21 protein-coding genes are annotated in these 19,824 nt (G+C 43.6%); all 21 read left to right on the top strand.

What is annotated here, in order from left to right:
- The first annotated feature begins 8 nt into the window (after window positions 1–8).
- The 21 genes from flhA to MHB64_RS18990 all read left to right on the top strand — a co-directional run bounded on the left by flhA (window position 9) and on the right by MHB64_RS18990 (window position 19,766).
- Window positions 9–2,042 carry a flagellar biosynthesis protein FlhA gene (gene flhA, locus MHB64_RS19090; RefSeq protein ID WP_094869616.1) on the top strand — a complete coding sequence of 678 codons (2,034 nt, stop codon included), beginning with the start codon at window positions 9–11 and terminating at the stop codon, window positions 2,040–2,042.
- Entirely contained in the window at window positions 2,039–3,400 is a 1,362-nt protein-coding gene (gene flhF / locus MHB64_RS19085) for a flagellar biosynthesis protein FlhF (protein WP_280786405.1), read from the top strand. The genes flhA and flhF overlap by 4 nt, the downstream gene beginning before the upstream one ends.
- Window positions 3,397–4,278, top strand: a complete 882-nt coding sequence (locus MHB64_RS19080; RefSeq protein WP_094869618.1) for a MinD/ParA family protein — start codon at window positions 3,397–3,399, stop codon at window positions 4,276–4,278. Before flhF ends, MHB64_RS19080 begins: the two co-directional genes overlap by 4 nt.
- A gap of 33 nt (window positions 4,279–4,311) precedes the next feature.
- Window positions 4,312–5,643, top strand: coding sequence for a protein-glutamate methylesterase/protein-glutamine glutaminase (locus MHB64_RS19075; protein WP_094869619.1), 1,332 nt, complete (start codon window positions 4,312–4,314; stop codon window positions 5,641–5,643).
- 34 nt (window positions 5,644–5,677) lie between these two features.
- Entirely contained in the window at window positions 5,678–7,750 is a 2,073-nt protein-coding gene (locus tag MHB64_RS19070) for a chemotaxis protein CheA (protein WP_341135160.1), read from the top strand.
- A gap of 27 nt (window positions 7,751–7,777) precedes the next feature.
- Complete coding sequence (locus MHB64_RS19065; protein WP_076285425.1) at window positions 7,778–8,239, top strand: chemotaxis protein CheW; 462 nt, start codon at window positions 7,778–7,780, stop codon at window positions 8,237–8,239.
- A 36-nt stretch (window positions 8,240–8,275) separates the two neighbouring features.
- On the top strand, window positions 8,276–8,869 hold the full coding sequence (locus tag MHB64_RS19060) for a chemotaxis protein CheC (RefSeq protein WP_371915738.1): 594 nt from the start codon (window positions 8,276–8,278) through the stop codon (window positions 8,867–8,869).
- Window positions 8,862–9,359 carry a chemotaxis protein CheD gene (locus tag MHB64_RS19055; protein ID WP_094869621.1) on the top strand — a complete coding sequence of 166 codons (498 nt, stop codon included), beginning with the start codon at window positions 8,862–8,864 and terminating at the stop codon, window positions 9,357–9,359. Before MHB64_RS19060 ends, MHB64_RS19055 begins: the two co-directional genes overlap by 8 nt.
- A 2-nt stretch (window positions 9,360–9,361) precedes the next feature.
- Entirely contained in the window at window positions 9,362–9,772 is a 411-nt protein-coding gene (locus MHB64_RS19050; protein WP_256989777.1) for a hypothetical protein, read from the top strand.
- Between the two features lie 189 nt (window positions 9,773–9,961).
- Window positions 9,962–10,750, top strand: a complete 789-nt coding sequence (locus MHB64_RS19045) for a FliA/WhiG family RNA polymerase sigma factor (RefSeq protein WP_042189430.1) — start codon at window positions 9,962–9,964, stop codon at window positions 10,748–10,750.
- A gap of 28 nt (window positions 10,751–10,778) precedes the next feature.
- A complete protein-coding gene (locus MHB64_RS19040; RefSeq protein ID WP_094874818.1) occupies window positions 10,779–12,182 on the top strand; it encodes a DUF342 domain-containing protein in 1,404 nt (467 codons plus the stop codon).
- A gap of 148 nt (window positions 12,183–12,330) precedes the next feature.
- Window positions 12,331–12,642: a hypothetical protein gene (locus MHB64_RS19035; RefSeq protein WP_094870301.1), complete on the top strand. Its 312-nt coding sequence runs from the start codon at window positions 12,331–12,333 to the stop codon at window positions 12,640–12,642.
- Between the two features lie 39 nt (window positions 12,643–12,681).
- On the top strand, window positions 12,682–13,260 hold the full coding sequence (locus MHB64_RS19030) for a hypothetical protein (RefSeq protein ID WP_341135159.1): 579 nt from the start codon (window positions 12,682–12,684) through the stop codon (window positions 13,258–13,260).
- The gene (locus MHB64_RS19025) at window positions 13,257–13,901 is read left to right on the top strand and encodes an endolytic transglycosylase MltG (RefSeq protein ID WP_341135158.1); all 645 of its coding nucleotides are present in this window, start codon (window positions 13,257–13,259) and stop codon (window positions 13,899–13,901) included. Before MHB64_RS19030 ends, MHB64_RS19025 begins: the two co-directional genes overlap by 4 nt.
- Window positions 13,902–14,062: 161 nt before the next feature.
- Window positions 14,063–14,764: a 30S ribosomal protein S2 gene (gene rpsB / locus MHB64_RS19020; RefSeq protein WP_094870298.1), complete on the top strand. Its 702-nt coding sequence runs from the start codon at window positions 14,063–14,065 to the stop codon at window positions 14,762–14,764.
- A gap of 132 nt (window positions 14,765–14,896) precedes the next feature.
- Window positions 14,897–15,547, top strand: a complete 651-nt coding sequence (tsf, locus tag MHB64_RS19015; RefSeq protein ID WP_042189425.1) for a translation elongation factor Ts — start codon at window positions 14,897–14,899, stop codon at window positions 15,545–15,547.
- 105 nt (window positions 15,548–15,652) lie between these two features.
- On the top strand, window positions 15,653–16,381 hold the full coding sequence (pyrH, locus tag MHB64_RS19010; protein ID WP_036688491.1) for a UMP kinase: 729 nt from the start codon (window positions 15,653–15,655) through the stop codon (window positions 16,379–16,381).
- Entirely contained in the window at window positions 16,381–16,935 is a 555-nt protein-coding gene (gene frr / locus MHB64_RS19005; protein ID WP_042189424.1) for a ribosome recycling factor, read from the top strand. The genes pyrH and frr overlap by 1 nt, the downstream gene beginning before the upstream one ends.
- 78 nt (window positions 16,936–17,013) lie before the next feature.
- On the top strand, window positions 17,014–17,781 hold the full coding sequence (locus MHB64_RS19000; RefSeq protein ID WP_094870297.1) for an isoprenyl transferase: 768 nt from the start codon (window positions 17,014–17,016) through the stop codon (window positions 17,779–17,781).
- Window positions 17,782–17,802: 21 nt separating this feature from the next.
- Window positions 17,803–18,606: a phosphatidate cytidylyltransferase gene (locus tag MHB64_RS18995; protein WP_094870296.1), complete on the top strand. Its 804-nt coding sequence runs from the start codon at window positions 17,803–17,805 to the stop codon at window positions 18,604–18,606.
- Between the two features lie 20 nt (window positions 18,607–18,626).
- On the top strand, window positions 18,627–19,766 hold the full coding sequence (locus MHB64_RS18990; protein WP_341135157.1) for a 1-deoxy-D-xylulose-5-phosphate reductoisomerase: 1,140 nt from the start codon (window positions 18,627–18,629) through the stop codon (window positions 19,764–19,766).
- Window positions 19,767–19,824 lie beyond the last annotated feature (58 nt).

Genomic DNA, 19,824 nt, shown 5'->3' with positions numbered 1-19,824 from the left:
TTAGGACATTGAAAGCTAAAGATTTAACAGTTTTGCTAGGCATCATCGGTATCGTGCTTATGATGATTCTGCCTATCCCGTCCTGGCTTTTGGACGTTTTGCTAGTTATTAATATCTCTATAGCATTAATTATCATACTAGTGGCTATGAACACGAAGAATGCACTCGAATTTTCAATTTTCCCTTCATTATTGCTTGTTACGACATTGTTTCGTCTTTCACTAAATATTTCGACAACGAAATTGATCCTGACTTATGCAGATGCCGGTTCCGTGGTATCTACTTTCGGTAGCTGGATCGCCGGCGGACAAATTGCCGTTGGATTTATCGTGTTTCTGATTTTGGTAGTCGTTCAGTTTATTGTTATTACTAAAGGTTCAGAGCGTGTAGCTGAGGTAGGGGCGAGATTTACCCTGGATGCAATGCCCGGCAAGCAGATGAGTATTGATGCCGATCTTAACGCAGGCATGATTAACGAAACACAGGCACGTGAGCGTCGCCGCAATGTTGAGCGGGAAGCGGATTTTTTCGGAGCCATGGATGGTGCGAGTAAATTCGTTAAAGGAGACGCGATTGCGAGTATCATTATTCTGTTGATCAATCTTATTGGTGGATTTATTATCGGTATGGTTGTGCACGGAATGGACTTCTCTACTGCGTTATCTACTTATTCCGTATTGACGATCGGGGACGGTCTAGTCAGCCAGATTCCTGCTTTGCTCATTTCGACTGCAGCAGGTCTTATCGTTACCAGAGCTTCATCGGAAGGTAATCTGGCAGAAGAATTAACAGGTCAGTTACTGTCCTATCCAAAGTTGTTATATATTGTTGCAGTTACTGTTGCTTTTCTAGGTCTATTTACACCTATACATATGATTACTACGCTCCCGCTAGCTGCTTTGCTGGCTTTTGCAGCCTATAGTATGGGACAAAATTTAAATCGAAAACAGATAGCCGAAGAGCAGCTTGTTGAAGAAAAACAGATTGAAGAGGTACGAAGTCCGGAAAGTGTAATTAATTTACTCTCTGTAGATCCTATTGAATTCGAGTTCGGCTACGGTCTTATACCTTTGGCAGATACAGGTCAGGGTGGAGATTTACTAGATCGTATCATCATGATTCGACGGCAATGTGCCCTTGAAATGGGTCTTGTAGTGCCTGTTATTCGCATTCGCGACAATATTCAACTAAAACCGAATGAATATGTCATAAAAATTAAAGGAAATACTGTCGGCGGCGGTGAATTATTACTTAATCACTACTTAGCCATGAGTCCAGGCTATGATGATGAATCTATAAACGGTATTGAGACCATTGAACCATCCTTTGGACTTCCTGCGTTATGGATTGACGAATCGGTTAAAGAGCGGGCTGAATTGTCCGGCTATACCGTAGTAGATCCACCATCCGTTGTTGCAACACATTTGACGGAGCTGATTAAGCGGTATGGACATGAGTTGTTAGGACGACAAGAAACTAAGATGTTGGTGGATAACCTAAGAGACAATTATCCTGTGCTTGTTGATGATCTTATTCCTTCGGTATTAGCGGTTGGGGATGTTCAAAAGGTACTTGCCAAGTTGCTGCGCGAGAAAATATCCATCAGGGATTTGGTTACTATCTTTGAGACGTTGGCGGATTACGGGACGTACACCAAGGATCCTGATATTCTTACCGAATATGTCCGTCAATCCTTGTCCAGACAGATTACTCAGCAATTCTCGCAAGTTGGAGAGACTCTGAAAGTTATTACGGTGGGACCTAACCTAGAGAAGAAAATTTCTGAGAGTGTGCAGCAATCTGAACAGGGCAGTTATCTGGCATTGGATCCAGCATCGACTCAAACGATCTATCAGCGGCTAAGTGAACAGATCAACCGACTGCTGCAGTCAGGACAACAGCCCATTGTACTCACATCACCAACGATTCGTATGTATTTGCGGCAGGTGATTGAACGGACCATGCAGGATATTCCTGTACTGTCTTATAGCGAACTAGAGCCTAACATTGAAATACAAAGCGTCGGAGTGGTGAATTTATGAGAGTGAAGCGTTATGTGGTGGATACGATGCCTGACGCCATGCATTCCATTCGCAGTGAGCTTGGAAGCGAGGCTGTAATTTTAAGTACTAAAGAAATCAAGATTGGCGGATTTTTAGGATTGTTTAAAAAGAAAAAAATAGAGGTTGTAGCGGCTGTAGAAAAAGCTCAAAAGGAGAGTGCTCCTGAAAAGCCTGTGAAGCCTGCGATGAACATCCCGCGCAGCGCTGTCCCGCAAGCCTATCAAAAAGCTGCATCTTCATCATCTGCTTCTACTGTCATATTGGAAAAGCCGGAAGAGCCTCGGTCCTTTGCAGAAATCGCCGCTGCCTTGTCGGAAGCTATTGATGTAAAAGAATCGATAGCCAAACATCCAGAGCCTGATCAGAAATCGCTTGAATCCAATTCAGATGAAGCTACCTCAGTATCAGCCTTATATGAATCTTTAGGGTTAGATCAAACGCCAGAGGTTGCCTCGGCGCTCGAGAATGATGTTCTTCGTGAAATTAGAGATATGAAGCTTTGGATGGAACGAATCGCGAGGCAGTCTTCAGGGGCAAGAGAATTACCCGATAGTCTCCAGCAGCTTAGAGATCTTTTGATTGAGCAGGAGATGGACACTGTACTTGTTGAAGAGTGGATCAGTAATATCTCCGAACGTTGGGCGGAAGAAGGGCGGACTTGGGGCCCTGAGAAATTTCAGGAGTCCTTAAAAGAACAGCTCGATGGATTCCTGTCAGGGCGAATCGCTGATGGAATTGCACATGATACCCAAATCGTATATATTGCAGGGCCCACAGGAGTAGGGAAAACTACTACCATAGCCAAGCTTGCGGCTGAACAGCTATTCAAAAACGGACGCAAGGTTGGTTTTATCACCTCTGATACGTATCGGATTTCAGCTGTGGAGCAGTTGCGTACATACGCAGCTATCCTGAATGTTCCGCTAGAGGTTGTACAATCTCCCGGAGATTTACAAAGAGCACTCTTTCGATTGGAGAGTTGTGATCTTGTAATTATGGATACAGCTGGACGGAATTATCGTAATGATATGCTTGTAGCAGAACTTCAAAGCTTGTTAGCGAAGGAATTAAGAAGTGAGACCTATCTTGTGCTCAGCTTAACTTCGAAAAGCCGTGATATGAAATTGATTGCAGAGCACTTCGGCAGGTACAAGCTGGATAAAGTTATTTTTACCAAGCTAGATGAGACGGGAAGTTATGGACCACTCTTTAACGTCCTGAATGATTTCCCTCTCACATTATCTTATATGACCAATGGTCAAAATGTACCTGACGATTTATTGATGGCTTCCAAAGAACAACTTAGTGAGATGCTTCTTGGAACAGGTGAATCATGATGGATCAGGCACAATCCTTGAGACAGCTTGTATCCAGTCAGGAGCCTAAACTAGCTGAAAAAGGGGAAACATCCGCCCGTATCATTACTGTCTGTAGTGGTAAAGGTGGCGTAGGTAAATCGAATTTTACACTTAATTTCGCTTTAACTTTAAAAGCAATGGGAAAGAGGGTATTGCTGTTTGATGCAGATATTGGCATGGCTAACATAGACGTGTTAATGGGCGTATCGGCGAAGTATAACCTATATCATCTGTTAAAAAGAGAAGCGGATATTGAGCAGATTATTCAGTTAGGACCGAACGGGCTTCCTTTTATAGCAGGTGGATCGGGCATGGATGAGTTGTTTTCTCTTTCGGAATCGGACCTTAATTATTTCACAGCTCAGATAGCCCTTATTGGGGACAGCATGGATTATATTTTGTTTGATACAGGTGCTGGATTATCTAAGGAAACGATGAAGTTTATAACTTCTGCGGACGATTGCCTAGTAGTTACAACACCAGAGCCAACTGCTATTACAGATGCTTACGCATTAATGAAGGTTGTGAATCGGACGTATCCGGAGATTTCTTTTAAACTGATCGTGAATCAAGCGGGTGATGAGAGAGAAGCATCAGTGACAAGTGATAAGATCCGTATGGCAGCCAGTCGTTTTTTACAATTAGATGTTTCCTATCTTGGTCATATAAGCTCAGATGCCCATGTAGTGCAGGCTGTCAAAAGGCAGACGCCATTTTCATTGGCTTTTCCAAACAGTGTTGCTGCAAAAGATATACATCGGCTAGCCCTAAGTTATTTGACCATAGATGGTAAAAAAGATACAAAAGTTCAAGGCATTAAAGGCTTTATCCATAAATGGTTGAAGCGAAGTAAATAATTGTTCTGAATCTGGAACAGAGGTGGAAATGATATGAAGCCATATAAAGTTTTGGTTGTTGATGATTCTGCATTTATGCGCAAGATCATTTCCGATTTAATTGAAAATGACGCTGACTTTCAGGTGACGGCAACAGCCACAAATGGTCGCGAGGCTATCGAGAAAATAAACAAACTTCGGCCGGATCTAGTTACTATGGATGTGGAAATGCCGGAGATGAACGGCCTGGAAGCGCTGAAAATAATAATGGCGTCAGATCCGCTGCCAGTGATTATGCTATCAGGCATCAATGAAGAGGGCATGAAGGAAACCATTCTTGCACTGGAATGGGGCGCTTTTGATTTCATTCGTAAACCTTCGATATCAAATTCCCAGGATATAACGGTCGTAGGGGAATCTCTAAGAGAGCAAATGAAAGAAGCTATGCTGGCTCGAGAGCAACGTGAAGCGCGAGCATCTGCTTTTAGGATGCCTGACATCACGCCTTTAGAGCCATTACTGCCGACTGCACCGAGATTGTTACCGGAAAAATCCAAGGCAGCACTCAAATCTTCTCTCAAAGATGAAGGAATGAGAAAACCTCGGGGGAAACAGCCAGTAGATAGTATTATCCCTAAAAAAGCAACCAAACCAATCATCTCTGCTAAAACACCGTTAATCGAAAAGTCTAAACCAAAGACTAAAGTAGAGAATAAATCCATTCCGCCCAAACCGGTGATAGAGTCTTTAGTGGAGGTATCTTCTGATCCTCCGGGACTTTCTCCGGATCGAATGGTTGGTAGCAAGAATTTGCACAAATTAGTTGCTGTCGGTTGTTCTACAGGCGGACCTCGTGCACTGAAGGTACTCCTGGAGAAAATTCCAGCGGATTTTCCGGCTCCTATTGTCATTGTGCAGCATATGCCGCCTAACTTTACGAAATCACTAGCTCAGCGTCTGAATACATTCAGTCCGCTAGAAGTGTTAGAAGCAGAGCAGGGGATGATATTACGAAAAGGAGCAGCCTACATTGCGCCTGGAGGCTATCATTTACAAGTTACCCCAACATCTAAAGGGCAATATGCAGTTGTACTCACGAAGGAGGAGGCGCGAAATGGCCACCGACCTTCAGTGGATGTTTTATTCGAATCATTGCTTCCACTCACATCTCTGGATCGGCACGTGTTGTTGATGACAGGGATGGGTAGTGATGGTGCTAGGATGATGAAATCTCTCTATGACTCAGGGGTTACCTCAACATTTGCTGAAAGTGAAGAGACCTGCGTCGTTTACGGGATGCCGCGATCTGCGGTGGAATTGCAGTGCGTCAAATATGTACTGCCTTTGCAAGAAATTGCTCCAAGGCTAGTGCAAGCCGTTAAATAACGGAAAAGCGAACTCGAAGGGGAGGAGCTCTACTATGGACATGAACCAATATTTATCCATGTTTATTGATGAGTCGAATGATCATCTGCAGTCATTGAACGAGAGCATGATGGGGCTGGAAGCGAATCCTGAGGATCTTAGTATCGTACAGGTAATATTCCGCTCTGCGCACACCTTAAAAGGTATGGCAGCGACTATGGGCTTTGAAGATTTAGCTTCACTTACACACCAAATGGAGAATGTGTTAGATCTTGTACGTAATAACAAGCTGCGCATGCAGGATTTTATTTTTGATACGTTATTCAAAAGTTTGGATGCCTTAGAGTCTATGGTTGAGGATATTACTAGAGGCGGCGAAGGTAAAGCAGATGTATCAGCCATTGTCTCATCCTTACAGGCTATCGTCCGGGGTGAGATTCCGGTTGAAAGCGGAGCAGCTTCTGCTGCTAATACGCCTGCTGCACAAGCAGCTGAAACTCCGATTCATTTAGATGAGTTCCAATTTTCTGTTCTGGAACAATCGATTCAGGAAGGGCATCATGCATTGTATGTGGACGTAACGATCCGAAAGGATTGTCAACTTAAGGCTGTACGTGCATACATGGTGTTTGATCTGCTCGAACGTTCGGGTGAAGTTGTTAAATCCTTCCCATCCGTTCAAGATATAGAACAAGAGAAATTTGACCAAAGCTTCTCACTCTATTACATAACCCAAAAAACCGCTGATCAGATTCAGGCAATGATTATGAATTTGTCTGAAATTGATAAAGTAACAGCAGTAGCACTAGATCAAGAATCCTTGAAAATGCTTGGTCAAGAATCGGCAGCTGCCGTGTCAGAGGTTGCCGCAACAGCCACTGTAGAGGAAACAGCTCCTGCTGCTCCAGTAGCATCTAAACCATTGCCTACCAAAGATGAGGGTAATAAGCCGGGAGCAGCCAAAACAGGAGGGGCGCCTTCACGTACGATTCGCGTAGATATCGAACGGTTAGACGTGCTAATGAATCTATTTAGTGAACTTCTGATTGACAGAGTTCGTTTAGAGCAGCTGGCTTCAGAGGTTCAGAATGGCGATCTTACGGAAACCGTCGAGCATATGGGCAGAGTAAGCGGAGATCTCCAGAATATTGTGATGAAGCTTCGGATGGTTCCAGTAGATACCGTATTTAACCGGTTCCCACGTATGGTTCGTGATCTAGCAAAGTCGCTGGATAAGAAAGTAGATCTAATTGTAACGGGTGCCGAAACAGAGCTCGACCGGACGGTAATCGATGAAATTGGTGATCCACTTGTGCATTTATTGCGTAATGCGGTTGATCACGGTATTGAATCCATTGCTGATCGTATTGCTGCTGGTAAACCAGAGACTGGGACAGTTCATTTACGTGCTTTCCACAGCGGAAATCATGTCTTCATTGAAATTGAGGAAGATGGAACAGGTATTTACCCAGAGAAGGTATTGAAGTCTGCTGTGAAAAAAGGCGTGATTACGCAAGAACAGGCAGCAAATATGACGGATGATGAAGCTTATCAACTACTATTTGCACCAGGTTTCAGCACGGCAGAAGTTATTTCTGATGTCTCAGGCCGTGGCGTAGGACTGGATGTTGTTAAAGCTAAGATTTCATCCCTCGGTGGGAATGTAACAATCTATTCTTCACCAGGTAAAGGAACGAATTTCTCAGTACAGCTGCCACTTACGCTATCCATTATTGCGGCCATGCTTATTCGGTTGGGCTCTGAGAAGTACGCCATTCCATTATCCTCTATTGTGGAAACTGGAATCGTGAAGAGCACTCAAATCCGTACGATTCATGGCAACAAAATGTTAGAGTTCCGGAATTCTCATATTCCACTAGTATCTCTTAGTCGACTATTTTCGGTGCCTGATTATGATGAGAGTACTGAAGAAGAGACAGAGATCGTAGTTGTACGTAAGGGAGAACGTCTTGTGGCCTTGGCGGTACAGGATTTTATTGGTCAGAACGAGATCGTTATCAAGAACCTAGGTAAATATTTACCTGAAATTCAAGGGATATCTGGCGCAACGATACTTGGAGATGGTCAAGTAGCACTTATTATTGATCCGAACGCTTTTATTAAATAACTAGGATAGAACAGGGAGGTTCATTCCATGGCTGAAGATATTAAAGTGATAGTGTTCAAATTAGGCTCAGAGGAATACGGTATCGAAGTTGAGAAGGTACAAACCATTGAGCGCATGATGCCAATAACTCGTGTACCTAAAACGTATTCTTTTATCAAGGGTGTAATTAATTTACGTGGTGTTGTTATCCCTGTGATTGACCTTCGTGGTCGCTTTGGGATCGAAGAGGCGGAGCAGACAGATCAGTCGCGTGTAATTATCGTATCTGTTAATGAAATGGAAGTAGGTTTCATTGTAGATTCAGCAAATGATGTAATAGATTTGAACAGAGATTCTATCGATACACCTCCAGATGTTGTTGGCGGCATCAAAGCGAAGTATTTAGATGGGGTGGCCAAGATAGGTGAAGAGCGCTTGCTGATCATGCTTAATCTGTCAGAAGTGCTTAACAAAGGCGAAATCGTTCAATTAGAAAGCCTAGAGGGCTAACCTGTGGAATTATTTAAGCACTATAAGGATTTTAAAATGGATGTGCTTAAGGAAGTCGGGAATATTGGAGCTGGGAATGCAGCCACCGCATTATCACAGCTCTTGAATAAGCCGATTGATATGGCTGTTCCCAAGGTACAGCTTCTCAACTTTGAAGAGATTACGGACAAAGTTGGTGGAGCTGAAGAACTAGTATATGCAGTTTTCTTACGTGTGGAGGGAGAAGCTCCGGGCAACCTGTTTTTTATTCTTTCTCCGGAAGCCGCTTTGAACTTACTCAGTCGCATTGCAGGCATCGAGATTTTGAGTGATCAAGAACTTGGAGAAATGGAGCTTTCCGCGCTGAGTGAAATTGGAAATATATTAGCAGGATCGTATCTATCTTCTCTTGCAGACTTTACTTCACTTTCTATGTATCCAACAGTTCCTGCACTTGCCATGGATATGGCTGGAGCCATCCTAAGCTACGGTTTGCTGCAATTTGGGCAAATGGGTGATGATGCATTGTTGATCGATACTACCTTTTTTGAGGGGAAAAATGAAATTGAAGGACAATTTTTCCTTATACCCGATCCGGAATCATTCCCGAAAATCTTCAAATCGCTAGGAGTTCCGTTTGAAAATGATTGAAGAACAAAGCATCATTAAAGTAGGGATGGCAGATCTTAACGTTGGAAGCCAGGATAGTTTGATTCGTACAACCGGTCTTGGCTCCTGCGTGGGATTGACATTGTTTGACCCTGGAAAAAAACTCGCGGGAATGGCGCATGTGATGCTCCCTACTTCTGAGATTGCTAGGGAAGGGCAATTAAACATCGCTAAGTTTGCAGATACTGCAGTGCCGGAGCTCTTATCCCGTTTGCTGGAGCTTGGTGCGGTCCGGAGTCGGATCGTAGCCAAGATGGCAGGAGGATCACAAATGTTTGCCTTTGCCGGGGGGAGCGACACCATGAGGATCGGGCCTCGTAATGTTGAATCTTGTAAACTTGCTCTTGAGCATTTGAAAATTCCGTTAATTGCGGAAGACACGGGCGGTAATTATGGCCGTACGATAGAAATTGCCTGCAACACTGGTGTATTGTTCATCCGCAGTGTGCAAAAAGGCGCTAAGGAAATATAAATATGAAGATGATAGGAAATATTTTTATAAACTTGCTGTTTGGTTTGATAGGTTTTGTATTCACATTTTTTGTAACCTACAGTAATAATGTCCTCGGTACTAGTTTATTACGAAGCCTATTAGGATTTATCACTTGGTTTCTGCTTGCTTTCCTCCTAAGATGGGTATTGGGTTTTATCGTGTATCAATCATCGCCTCCGGATGAACAGGATGTTGAGGGAGAAGAACTTGGTGCAAAGCTAGACATCAGTACCCCTAATGAGGATGAAGAGTTAATTAATCTACTGAAACCGAAGCCAGGACAAGGGAGTGGGAACAGTGAGGGGTTCAAGCCTCTTACACCCCCAAAACTAGTCTCTATGAAAGATCCTGAAGAATTGGCCAAGGCCGTTCGTCACCTGAAAGAAGAATAAGCGAGCGCTGTGGCGGAATCGGTTATCTTAAAATATAAGAAAGTATAAGTTTCACTTTATACATTATCCTTATATTTCTCGCATAAACGCTAACTTCCTCATAAGGATGCCGGGGGCGTTTATGCTTGTGACTAGGCAGGTTTCGCCGCGACAAGCTCTCTGACTAAACTTTGGGAAGGGTGAAAGCTATTGAACGAGCGTAAAGCTTCTCAATTGGAAACTGATGAGCTATGGGAACAGTGGAAAGAACACAGTGACCCTGAAGCCAAAAAGAAGCTGATAGAGAGTTATCTCCATATTGTTGATTACGTATCCAGCCGGTTGGCTGTGGGGTTGCCCAAAAATGTATCTAAAGATGATCTAGCCAGTAATGGAGTAATGGGATTAATTGATGCGATTGAAAAATTCGACTACAAACGGGGATTGCAGTTTCAGACCTATGCTTCCTGGCGCGTACGTGGTGCAATTTTAGATTCCTTACGCCAAAGTGATTGGGTCCCTAGATCTGTGCGAGAAAAAGCTAAAAAAATCGAGGATGCTTATCAGCAGTTGGAACAGAAGTATTTGAGATCCGTTAGTGATGAGGAAATGAGTCTATACCTGAATATTAGTGTAACAGAATTTCAAAATATGTTGCAGGATGTGGCTGTAATGTCACTATGTTCACTGGAAGACCCGATTCGTGAAGAGGAATCAGAGACCCGAATGTCCATACTGGTGGACGATAAAGCTAAGAATCCGGATAGCAAGGTAAATGAATTCTACTTACGCGAAGCCCTCACCAAAGGTATTGAGAAATTAACGGTGAAAGAACGGACCGTTGTGTCCCTTTTATATTATGAAGATTTATCATTGAGCGAAATCGCAGAGGTCATGTCACTATCGCCTTCACGGATTTCGCAGCTTCATTCCAAGGCTATTTTACGGCTGAGGGGAACGCTTGAGAAGAATCGCGATCTACTTATGCAGAACGATTAACCGTTAGCGGTGACAAGGGGGAGCAAAATTGATCGGTCAAAATGCTTTGGATCAGTACTTAAGTATTACTTTTTCGGATGACAAAGGGATCGCGTATTTGCAGTTCTCCAAAAAGGATGAGAATTTTTCCTGCTCACCTACAGAATTGGAAAGCTTCCTGCACAGTCACAATATTCGCTACGGGGTCCAGCGTGATATTGTTGAACGTATCTGTAGTCATCCGGAGGAGTTTTTTTGGAGTAAAGTCGCTATTGCTACAGGTGAACCTGCAGTAAATGGAGTCGACGGACATATTATGCTTACTGTTGATCTGGAAGAGGATCGCAAACCGCTTGAAAAAGCGGATGGTAAGGTGGATTATAAGGATTTAGTTCGGCTTCGTAACGTCCTCAAGGGAAAGCTGATAGCTAGAATTATTCCTGCTCAGCCTGGTAAGCATGGTAAGACTGTAACTGGTGATGAGCTTGCTTTCAGAGCCGGAAAGGAAGCTCATTTTAAAGTAGGTAAGAACGTACTCGTTGATAACAATGAAACTTCGATGTATGCCGCAATTGACGGTCTTGTTACTTTAACCGATAGCGGTAAAATCAATGTATTTCCTGTGTATGAAGTGAATGGTGATGTGGACTACAGTACTGGGAACATTGATTTTGTAGGTACCGTCGTTATTCGAGGAAACGTACTTTCAGGATTTTCTGTAAAGTCCGCCGGAGATATTCGTGTAGTTGGTGGAGTTGAAGGAGCGGAATTAATCTCTGGGGGATCCATCGAAATTACGGGTGGAATTATTGGTTATAACAAAGGACATGTAACTGCTGGGAAAAATGTTAAGGTCTCTTTCATTCAAGATGGTAATGTAACAGCTGGTGAAGATGTCATTGTATCCCAGAGCATTATGCACTCCAATATACGTGCGGGCAGAGACGTTCTTTGTAACGGAGCTAAGGGTCTGATTGTTGGCGGAACAGTACAGTCTGGGGAAAGAGTCGTAGCACGTACAATAGGCAATACCATGTCCACAGCGACTTCTATTGAGGTCGGTGTAGTACCTGAGCTAAGAAATGAGATTAACGAGCTGCGGCAATCACTGCGTCAACTACTGGAAAATGAGGACAAAACCTCTAAAGCGTTGTATCTATTAAATCAATTGGCAACTAATGGTCAACTCCCTGCAGATAAAGTGGCACTTCGCGTAAAATTGAATGCTACTAAACAGTCTCATCAACGTGAGGAAAAAAGAATTAAAGAACGTGTGCTAGAGATTGAAAGAATGCTAGAAGATACAGGCAGAGCTAGAGTTGAAGTGATTAAAACGATCTATGGCGGATCCAAAATTATGATCGGTAGATATACTCGATTTGTAAAGGACCCCACAGAACGAGTTGTGTTTATTTATAGTGAAGGTGATATATCCTTAACGCCATACAATTAATCGGGCGGGCAGCAATAGCGGCCGGCCATTCTTGAAATATAAGAAAGTATAAGTTTCACGTTATACATTATCCTTATATTTTTACGAGAAACGGTTATCGTCTTCAAAAGACGACAACATCGTTTCTTCTTATGAGAAGAGGGTTATGATGAGCCTAAAACCAGTGGAACTGCAAATTGCACTACCTCGGACTACGGAAGCGGGTAAGATTCAGAATGAATCTCAGCAGCGCCCCGCTATTGATCAGCATCAACTGGCAGGACAAAATGTGAAACAAAGCCAGGAAATGACCATGCGAAGCGCTGAAGTGGATGAATCTTCTGAATCTGCTTTACGCGATGGCGGAGATAAAGGCAATCATCATTCCGGAGGGAATCCTTCTTCGGAGAAACGTTCGAAGTCAGGTACTCGTGATGCGGAACATCCTTACAAAGGACAGCGCATTGATCTGAGTCTTTAATAAGTAGTTATATTTGATATGTTAAAGGAGATAAGGCACTTGCAACCATGGGTGTATATTGTGCTAGTAGGTGTCGCCGCTATTCTTTATGCCCTTTTACTTCCAGCGCGTATGAAGGAAGGAAAAGCAGAGCAGCAAAGCCTCAAAGAAACAGAGGCTGCGCTTGAGCTATATATGGCTGACATAGAGCGCGAGAATGAAGAGCTAGTACAGTTAGTCAGCAGCATTAAACAGCAATCACAAACTAATCATGCAGCAATGCAAGGGCAGATTAGTGATTTGCAGCATCAATTAACAGAATTACAGCAAAGCTCTTTATTACTAGAGGGCCGAGTAACTAATGAAGAAAAACGGTTAAGAGAGTTGGAAGTTTCGGTTGAGAAGGGTTCATATGCTAAGGTTTCGGCGATCGGAGACCCATCTGCCGGTGCTGAAATACGTTCAATACAACCAGAAGTGAAAGCGAAACCTATTAGTTCTATTAAATTGCGATATCCACGATTATTTGAACTACATGAGCAGGGGAAATCGATAGACTCCATTGCCAAGACGGCTGGACTTCAGCGGGGAGAAGTGCAACTGATTCTGCAACTCGCCAAACAGGAGGAATCGGTATGATGAAGAACCGTTCTTTTTTGTTCGGACTTGGCACAGGGCTAATTGCAGGCGCCCTATTACTTCAATTAATGATATCCGGTGGAGCGGCTCCACTCACCAAGGAACAGGTAATACAAGGTGCTGAGAAATTGAACTTGAAGGTTATTGACGAAGCTACTGAACCTCCTTCGGATGAGTCTGCTTTGGAGGACGCTGTTCAAGGTCAGAAGTCAGCTGGCGTTAATGAGGGAATTACGGAGAACGTGGCACCTTCTGAGCCTTCAGTAGCGGCTTCTCCCGCTCCTGTAGTATCTCCTACAGTATCTGATAACCCCAGTAAGGTTATCCCTCCTAAAGAGCCCTCAACGCCTAAAGAAGGCACTATTGAGGAGCCAGAGGTCACTACTGCACCAACTGCTGTTGCACCTGATAAGCCTAAAGCCACTGCGAATGCAGGGGTAGTTGTTCGTATACCTTCAGGTAGCACACTGACAAAAACAGCAGATATTTTGGAGAAGGCTGAAGTCATTAAGGATAAGGCTAGTTTTCTTAAAGCCGCCAATCAACGTCAGATCAATACGAAGATTCAATCGGGTTCTTACACCTTTAATAAAGACGAGAGTCTAGATTCTATAGTAGAAAAATTAATAAGTTTTCAATGATCGTTGCATACACTAATAAAATATGATATAGTAATTGACGGTGTTAAAACACACGCCGGTTGATTTCGACAAGGGGTGCTTTCTTCTGAAGAAAGTCTTGCTGAAAGATGACGCACGGCGGAGGAGACACACAATAAACCAAACTTAGGAGGTGTGTGAAGATGGCAGTAATCTCCATGAAACAGCTTCTAGAAGCTGGGGTACACTTCGGTCACCAGACTCGTCGTTGGAATCCAAAGATGGATCGTTATATCTTCACTGAAAGAAACGGAATTTACATTATTGACTTGCAAAAAACAGTCAAGAAGGTAGAAGAAGCTTACAACTTTGTAAAAAGCGTCGCTGGTGACAACGGCACAATCCTATTCGTAGGAACAAAGAAACAAGCACAAGATTCCGTAAAAGAAGAAGCAGAACGTTCCGGTATGTTCTTTATTAACCAACGCTGGTTGGGCGGAACTCTTACTAACTTCCAAACTATCCAAAAACGTATTGATCGTTTGAAGAAATTGGAAGCTTGGGAAGAAGACGGCACTTTTGAAGTTCTACCTAAGAAAGAAGTTATCCTTCTTCGCAAAGAGAAAGATCGTCTTGAGAAATTCTTGGGCGGTATCAAGAACATGAAAGGTCTACCAAGCGCGTTGTTCATCATTGACCCGCGTAAAGAGCGTATTGCAGTTGCAGAAGCTCGCAAATTGGGTATTCCAATCGTAGCTATCGTTGATACTAACTGTGATCCAGACGAAATCGACTACGTAATTCCAGGTAACGACGACGCTATCCGCGCCGTGAAATTGTTGACTGGTAAAATGGCAGACGCTGTTGTTGAAGCTCACCAAGGCGAAGACACAACTACTGCTTAAGTAGCGACTAACACATACAAGAACTTAAATGAAAAGGGTGGTTGGCAGGTGGATAACCTCTCACTGCCCTTTTTTTAGGATAAAAGCCTTGAATAATGTAAGAAAACGACAATTACCTGGAGGGAATAAACAATGGCAGTTGATGCAAAAGCAGTAAAAGAACTTCGTGAAAGAACAGGCGCTGGTATGCTTGATTGTAAAAAAGCGCTTGAAGAAGCTAATAACGATATCACTAAAGCAGCTGAATTGCTTCGTGAAAAAGGTCTGTCCGCAGCAGCAAACAAAGCAGGTCGTATTGCTACTGAGGGTGTTGTAGAATCTTACATCCACGCTGGCGGCCGTATTGGTGTACTTGTAGAAATCAACTGCGAAACTGACTTTGTAGGTAAAACAGATTCCTTCAAGGATTTTGCTCGCGATATCGCTATGCAAATCGCTGCAGCAAACCCGCGTTATGTTCGTCGTGAAGAAGTTCCACAAGAAGATGTAGAAAAAGAAAAAGAAATCCTGAAAGCTCAAGCTTTGAACGAAGGTAAGCCTGAGAAAATCATTGAAAAAATGGTTGAAGGACGTATTGGTAAATATTACGAAGAATATTGCTTGCTTGAGCAAACCTTCGTTAAAGACCCGGACAAAACGATCTCTCAATTGCTGAACGAAAAAATCAGCACAATCGGAGAAAACATCTCGATCCGTCGTTTTGCTCGTTTTGAACTAGGCGAAGGCTTGGAAAAGAAAGTGGATAACTTTGTTGAAGAAGTTATGGCACAAGTAAATAATTAATTTCAGCTTTATCATAAATGCGAAGAATTGAATAAGGGCAAGCATCAGAAGAGCGGAACACGTACACGTAGTGTTCCGTCTTTTGCAGAAAGTGAGGGTATACATTTGGAACAGCCGGTATTTAAGAGAGTAGTCCTTAAGGTAAGTGGGGAGTCTTTGGCAGGACAAAACGGATATGGTATTGATGCCGACATGATTATTTCCATCGCTGAACAGATCAAGGAAGTTGTAGAACTTGGAGTTCAGGTTGCAATTGTTTGTGGTGGAGGTAACATTTGGCGCGGGATCGCTGGTAGTGCAAGTGGCATTGATCGCGCTACTGCAGATTATATGGGCATGCTGGCAACAGTAATGAATTCACTTGCTCTGCAGGATGCATTAGAACAAATCGATGTGCCAACAAGAGTGCAGACTTCGATCTCGATGCAGCAAATTGCTGAACCGTACATTCGTCGTCGTGCGATTCGCCACCTGGAGAAGGGCCGTGTTGTTATTTTTGCAGCAGGCACAGGTAATCCTTTCTTCTCTACTGATACTACTGCAGCACTTAGAGCAGCAGAAATCGAAGCAGAAGTGATTCTGATGGCGAAGAACAAGGTTGATGGTGTATATTCAGCTGATCCGTTTAAAGACAGCACAGCCGAGAAGTTTGAACAGCTCACTTACATGGATGTTCTGAACAAAAACCTTGGTGTTATGGATTCCACAGCTTCATCTCTATGCATGGATAATAATATACCGCTCATTGTATTTGCCATTACTGAACAAGGCAATATCAAACGTGTCGTTCTCGGTGAGAAGATCGGAACGATTGTTAAAGGGAGTGTAGATTAATGCCACAATCGGTCAAAAAAAATGCCGAAGAGCGTATGGAAAAAGCGATTTCATCGCTGAAACGTGACTTGGCAACATTGCGTGCAGGACGTGCAACAACATCACTGCTAGATCGCATTCAAGTTGAATATTACGGTTCCCCTACTCCAATCAATCAGCTGGCGAACATCAGTACTCCGGATTCCCGGACACTGTTAATCCAGCCGTGGGACAAAACATCGATGTCTGACATTGAACGGGCGATCATGAAATCGGATATCGGTTTAACGCCTGCTAATGACGGAACAATCATTCGTCTTTCTATCCCTCCGCTTACTGAAGAACGTCGGACGGATTTGGTGAAATTGACGAAGAAATTTGGTGAAGAAGCGAAAGTAGCGATCCGCAACATTCGCCGTGATGCCAACGATGATATTAAGAAGATGGAGAAAAACGGTATCTCGGAAGATGAGTCCCGTGGCCATCAGGAAGACATTCAAAAGACAACGGATAAGTTCATAGCCGAGGTCGACAAAGTGCTTGTATCCAAAGAAAAAGAGATTATGGAAGTATAAAGATATTCTAGAGACTTGAGGCCCCTCCGTTAATGGTGGGGTTTGTCTCTTTCTGATAAGAGCTTGGAGGAAACGGAAATGATCAAACGGGTTCAAGCGTGGCTGAGCCGTAAAGACAGGCAACAGCCAGTCGAGATTTCACCGGATAACATTCCCCGGCATGTGGCTGTTATTATGGACGGCAATGGGCGTTGGGCTAAACGCCGCGGGTTGCCGCGCGTTGTGGGTCATCAGAATGGCATGAAGGCTGTTAAACGTGCTACAATCGCTGCAGACGAACTGGGTGTTGAGTTTTTGACGATGTATGCGTTCTCGACAGAAAATTGGAAACGACCAAAGGAAGAAGTCGATTATCTGATGCGCTTGCCAGTGGAGTTTCTAGCCATTGAGCTTGATGAGCTGATTGAGAAGAATGTCCAAGTACGTATGATGGGTGATACTGATGCATTGCCTTCATTTACACGCAAAGCTATGGAAGAAGCTATTTCCCGGACACAGGGCAATACTGGACTTATATTGAATTTTGCTCTTAATTATGGGGGGCGCAAAGAAATTGAGGACTGCATGCGCAGCATTGGTAAGGACATCCAATCAGGGGCTTTGACACCGGAAGATATTACGACTGATCTAATCGATAGCCGAATGTTATCTGGTGGGTTACCAGATCCGGATTTGCTTATACGTACAAGTGGAGAAATGCGACTTAGCAATTTCATGCTATGGCAGCTTGCTTATAGTGAGCTGTGGTTTACTGATGTGTATTGGCCTGAATTTGATAAGGAGCATTTGCATCAGGCAGTTGCTGAATATCAACGCCGTACACGCCGTTATGGTGGACTGAAGTAGCTTGATAGGAGATGGAAACCTTTGAAGCAGCGATTGATTACCGGAATTGTTGCCGGAGCACTATTTTTAGGCTTATGCGTGTTGGGAAACTGGCCATACCAGTTGTTACTTACTGCCATGGCTTTTATCGGGTTTTATGAATTTGTGAAAATGATAGGGATACCTGCGCTTTCCGGTTCTACCGTTCTTGGTTATGCAGCCATTCTAAGTTTCATGATCCCTTGGAATTTGCTTGGGATCTCTGCACCCTTATCGTGGGAACAAGGAATTTGGATTCTGCTGCTCTTGTTCCTTTTAGTTACAGTTTTTACTAAAAATAAATTAGATATTCGAGTAACAGCCTTGCTGTTTACTGGTATAGTATACATTGGAATGGGTTTTTCTTATATGGCCATGGCTCGTGCATCGGATGACGGACATGGTTTGTTCTGGACTTTTTTACTCCTTTTCTGCATTTGGGGTAGTGATGCCGGGGCATACTTTGTTGGAAGAAGCATGGGGAAGAACAAACTTTGGCCTGCCATCAGTCCGAACAAAACGGTGGAAGGTGCCGTAGGTGGAGTACTGATCTCGATGCTGATCGCTATCGTTTTTGCAATATTTGCTCCTGAACAACTTGCGATTGGACGAGCACTCCTTATAGGGCTTTCTTGTGCGGTGCTGGGTCAGCTTGGTGATCTTGTACAATCTGCCTATAAACGTGCGTATGGCATCAAAGATTCAGGCACGCTACTGCCAGGTCACGGTGGTATTCTTGATCGATGTGACAGCTGGATTATCGTATTTCCATTCGTACATATCGTAATGCTTATGCCTTACTATTAACGGAAGGAGAGGGTATAACTATGAAAAAAATAAGTGTTCTTGGTTCCACAGGTTCGATCGGCACTCAGACTCTAGATGTCATCGCTATGCACCCAGACTCTTTTCAAGTAGATGGCTTGGCAGCTGGAACGAATACAGCGTTATTGCTGGAACAAGTTCGTCGGTTTAATCCTCGTCGTGTTTCTGTTGCGACAAAGGAGCTGGCAGATGAGATTAGATCCAGTCTGCCTTCAGGCATACAGCTATACAGCGGGAATGAAGGTCTTGTTGAGGTGGCAGCAGGTGGAGATGCCGAAATGGTCGTAACGGCTGTTATGGGTAGTGTAGGCCTCCAATCCACGTTAGCTGCGATCGAAGCAGGCAAACATATTGGACTAGCTAATAAAGAGACTTTGGTAACGGCAGGACACCTCGTCACTGATCTAGCTAATCGTAAAGGTGTTAAGTTGTTACCTATCGATAGCGAGCATTCTGCTATTTTTCAGTGCTTAAATGGTGAGAATCTCGCGGATATTGCTTGCATCACTTTAACAGCTTCTGGTGGATCCTTCCGGGATTTCACTCGTGATCAACTCAAGAATGTAACGGTAGAAGATGCACTTCGTCATCCGAATTGGAGCATGGGCGCGAAAATCACGATTGATTCTGCTACAATGGTGAATAAAGGGCTTGAGGTGATTGAAGCGCATTGGCTATTTGGTCTACCTTATGAACAAGTAAATGTACTTTTGCATCCAGAGAGTATCATTCACTCTTATGTGGAGTTCCGTGACAGCAGCATTATTGCTCAGCTTGGTAATCCCGATATGCGTGTCCCCATTCAATATGCGCTCACTTATCCCGAACGCTGGGAGTCACCGGCACAGCGTTTGTCGTTGGCTGAAGTTGGACGTTTGACTTTCCGAGAAATGGACTATGAACGATTCCCTGCGCTTAAGCTAGCCATGGATTGTGGAAAAGCTGGAGGGACAGCTACTACAGCTTTTAATGCAGCAAATGAAATTGCTGTTGCTCGTTTCTTGAGTCATGAGATCCCATTCCTGCGCATTGAGGAGATCATCGGAGAAGTGCTTCATCTTCATATTAACGAGGATAATCCGAATTTAGAACAAATTGAATCCTGTGATAAGCGTGTTCGTGAGCTGGCAGCAACGTTGTAGAATGTAGATTGATCTCTTTTTGGCTGGAAATACTTACTTTGCCCTAAAAATAGGTTGG

The sequence above is a fragment of the Paenibacillus sp. FSL K6-2859 genome (assembly GCF_038008265.1).
Classification (GTDB): Bacteria; Bacillota; Bacilli; order Paenibacillales; family Paenibacillaceae; genus Paenibacillus_AQ; species Paenibacillus_AQ nitricinens.
This window is presented reverse-complemented; position numbering and strand designations above follow the sequence as displayed.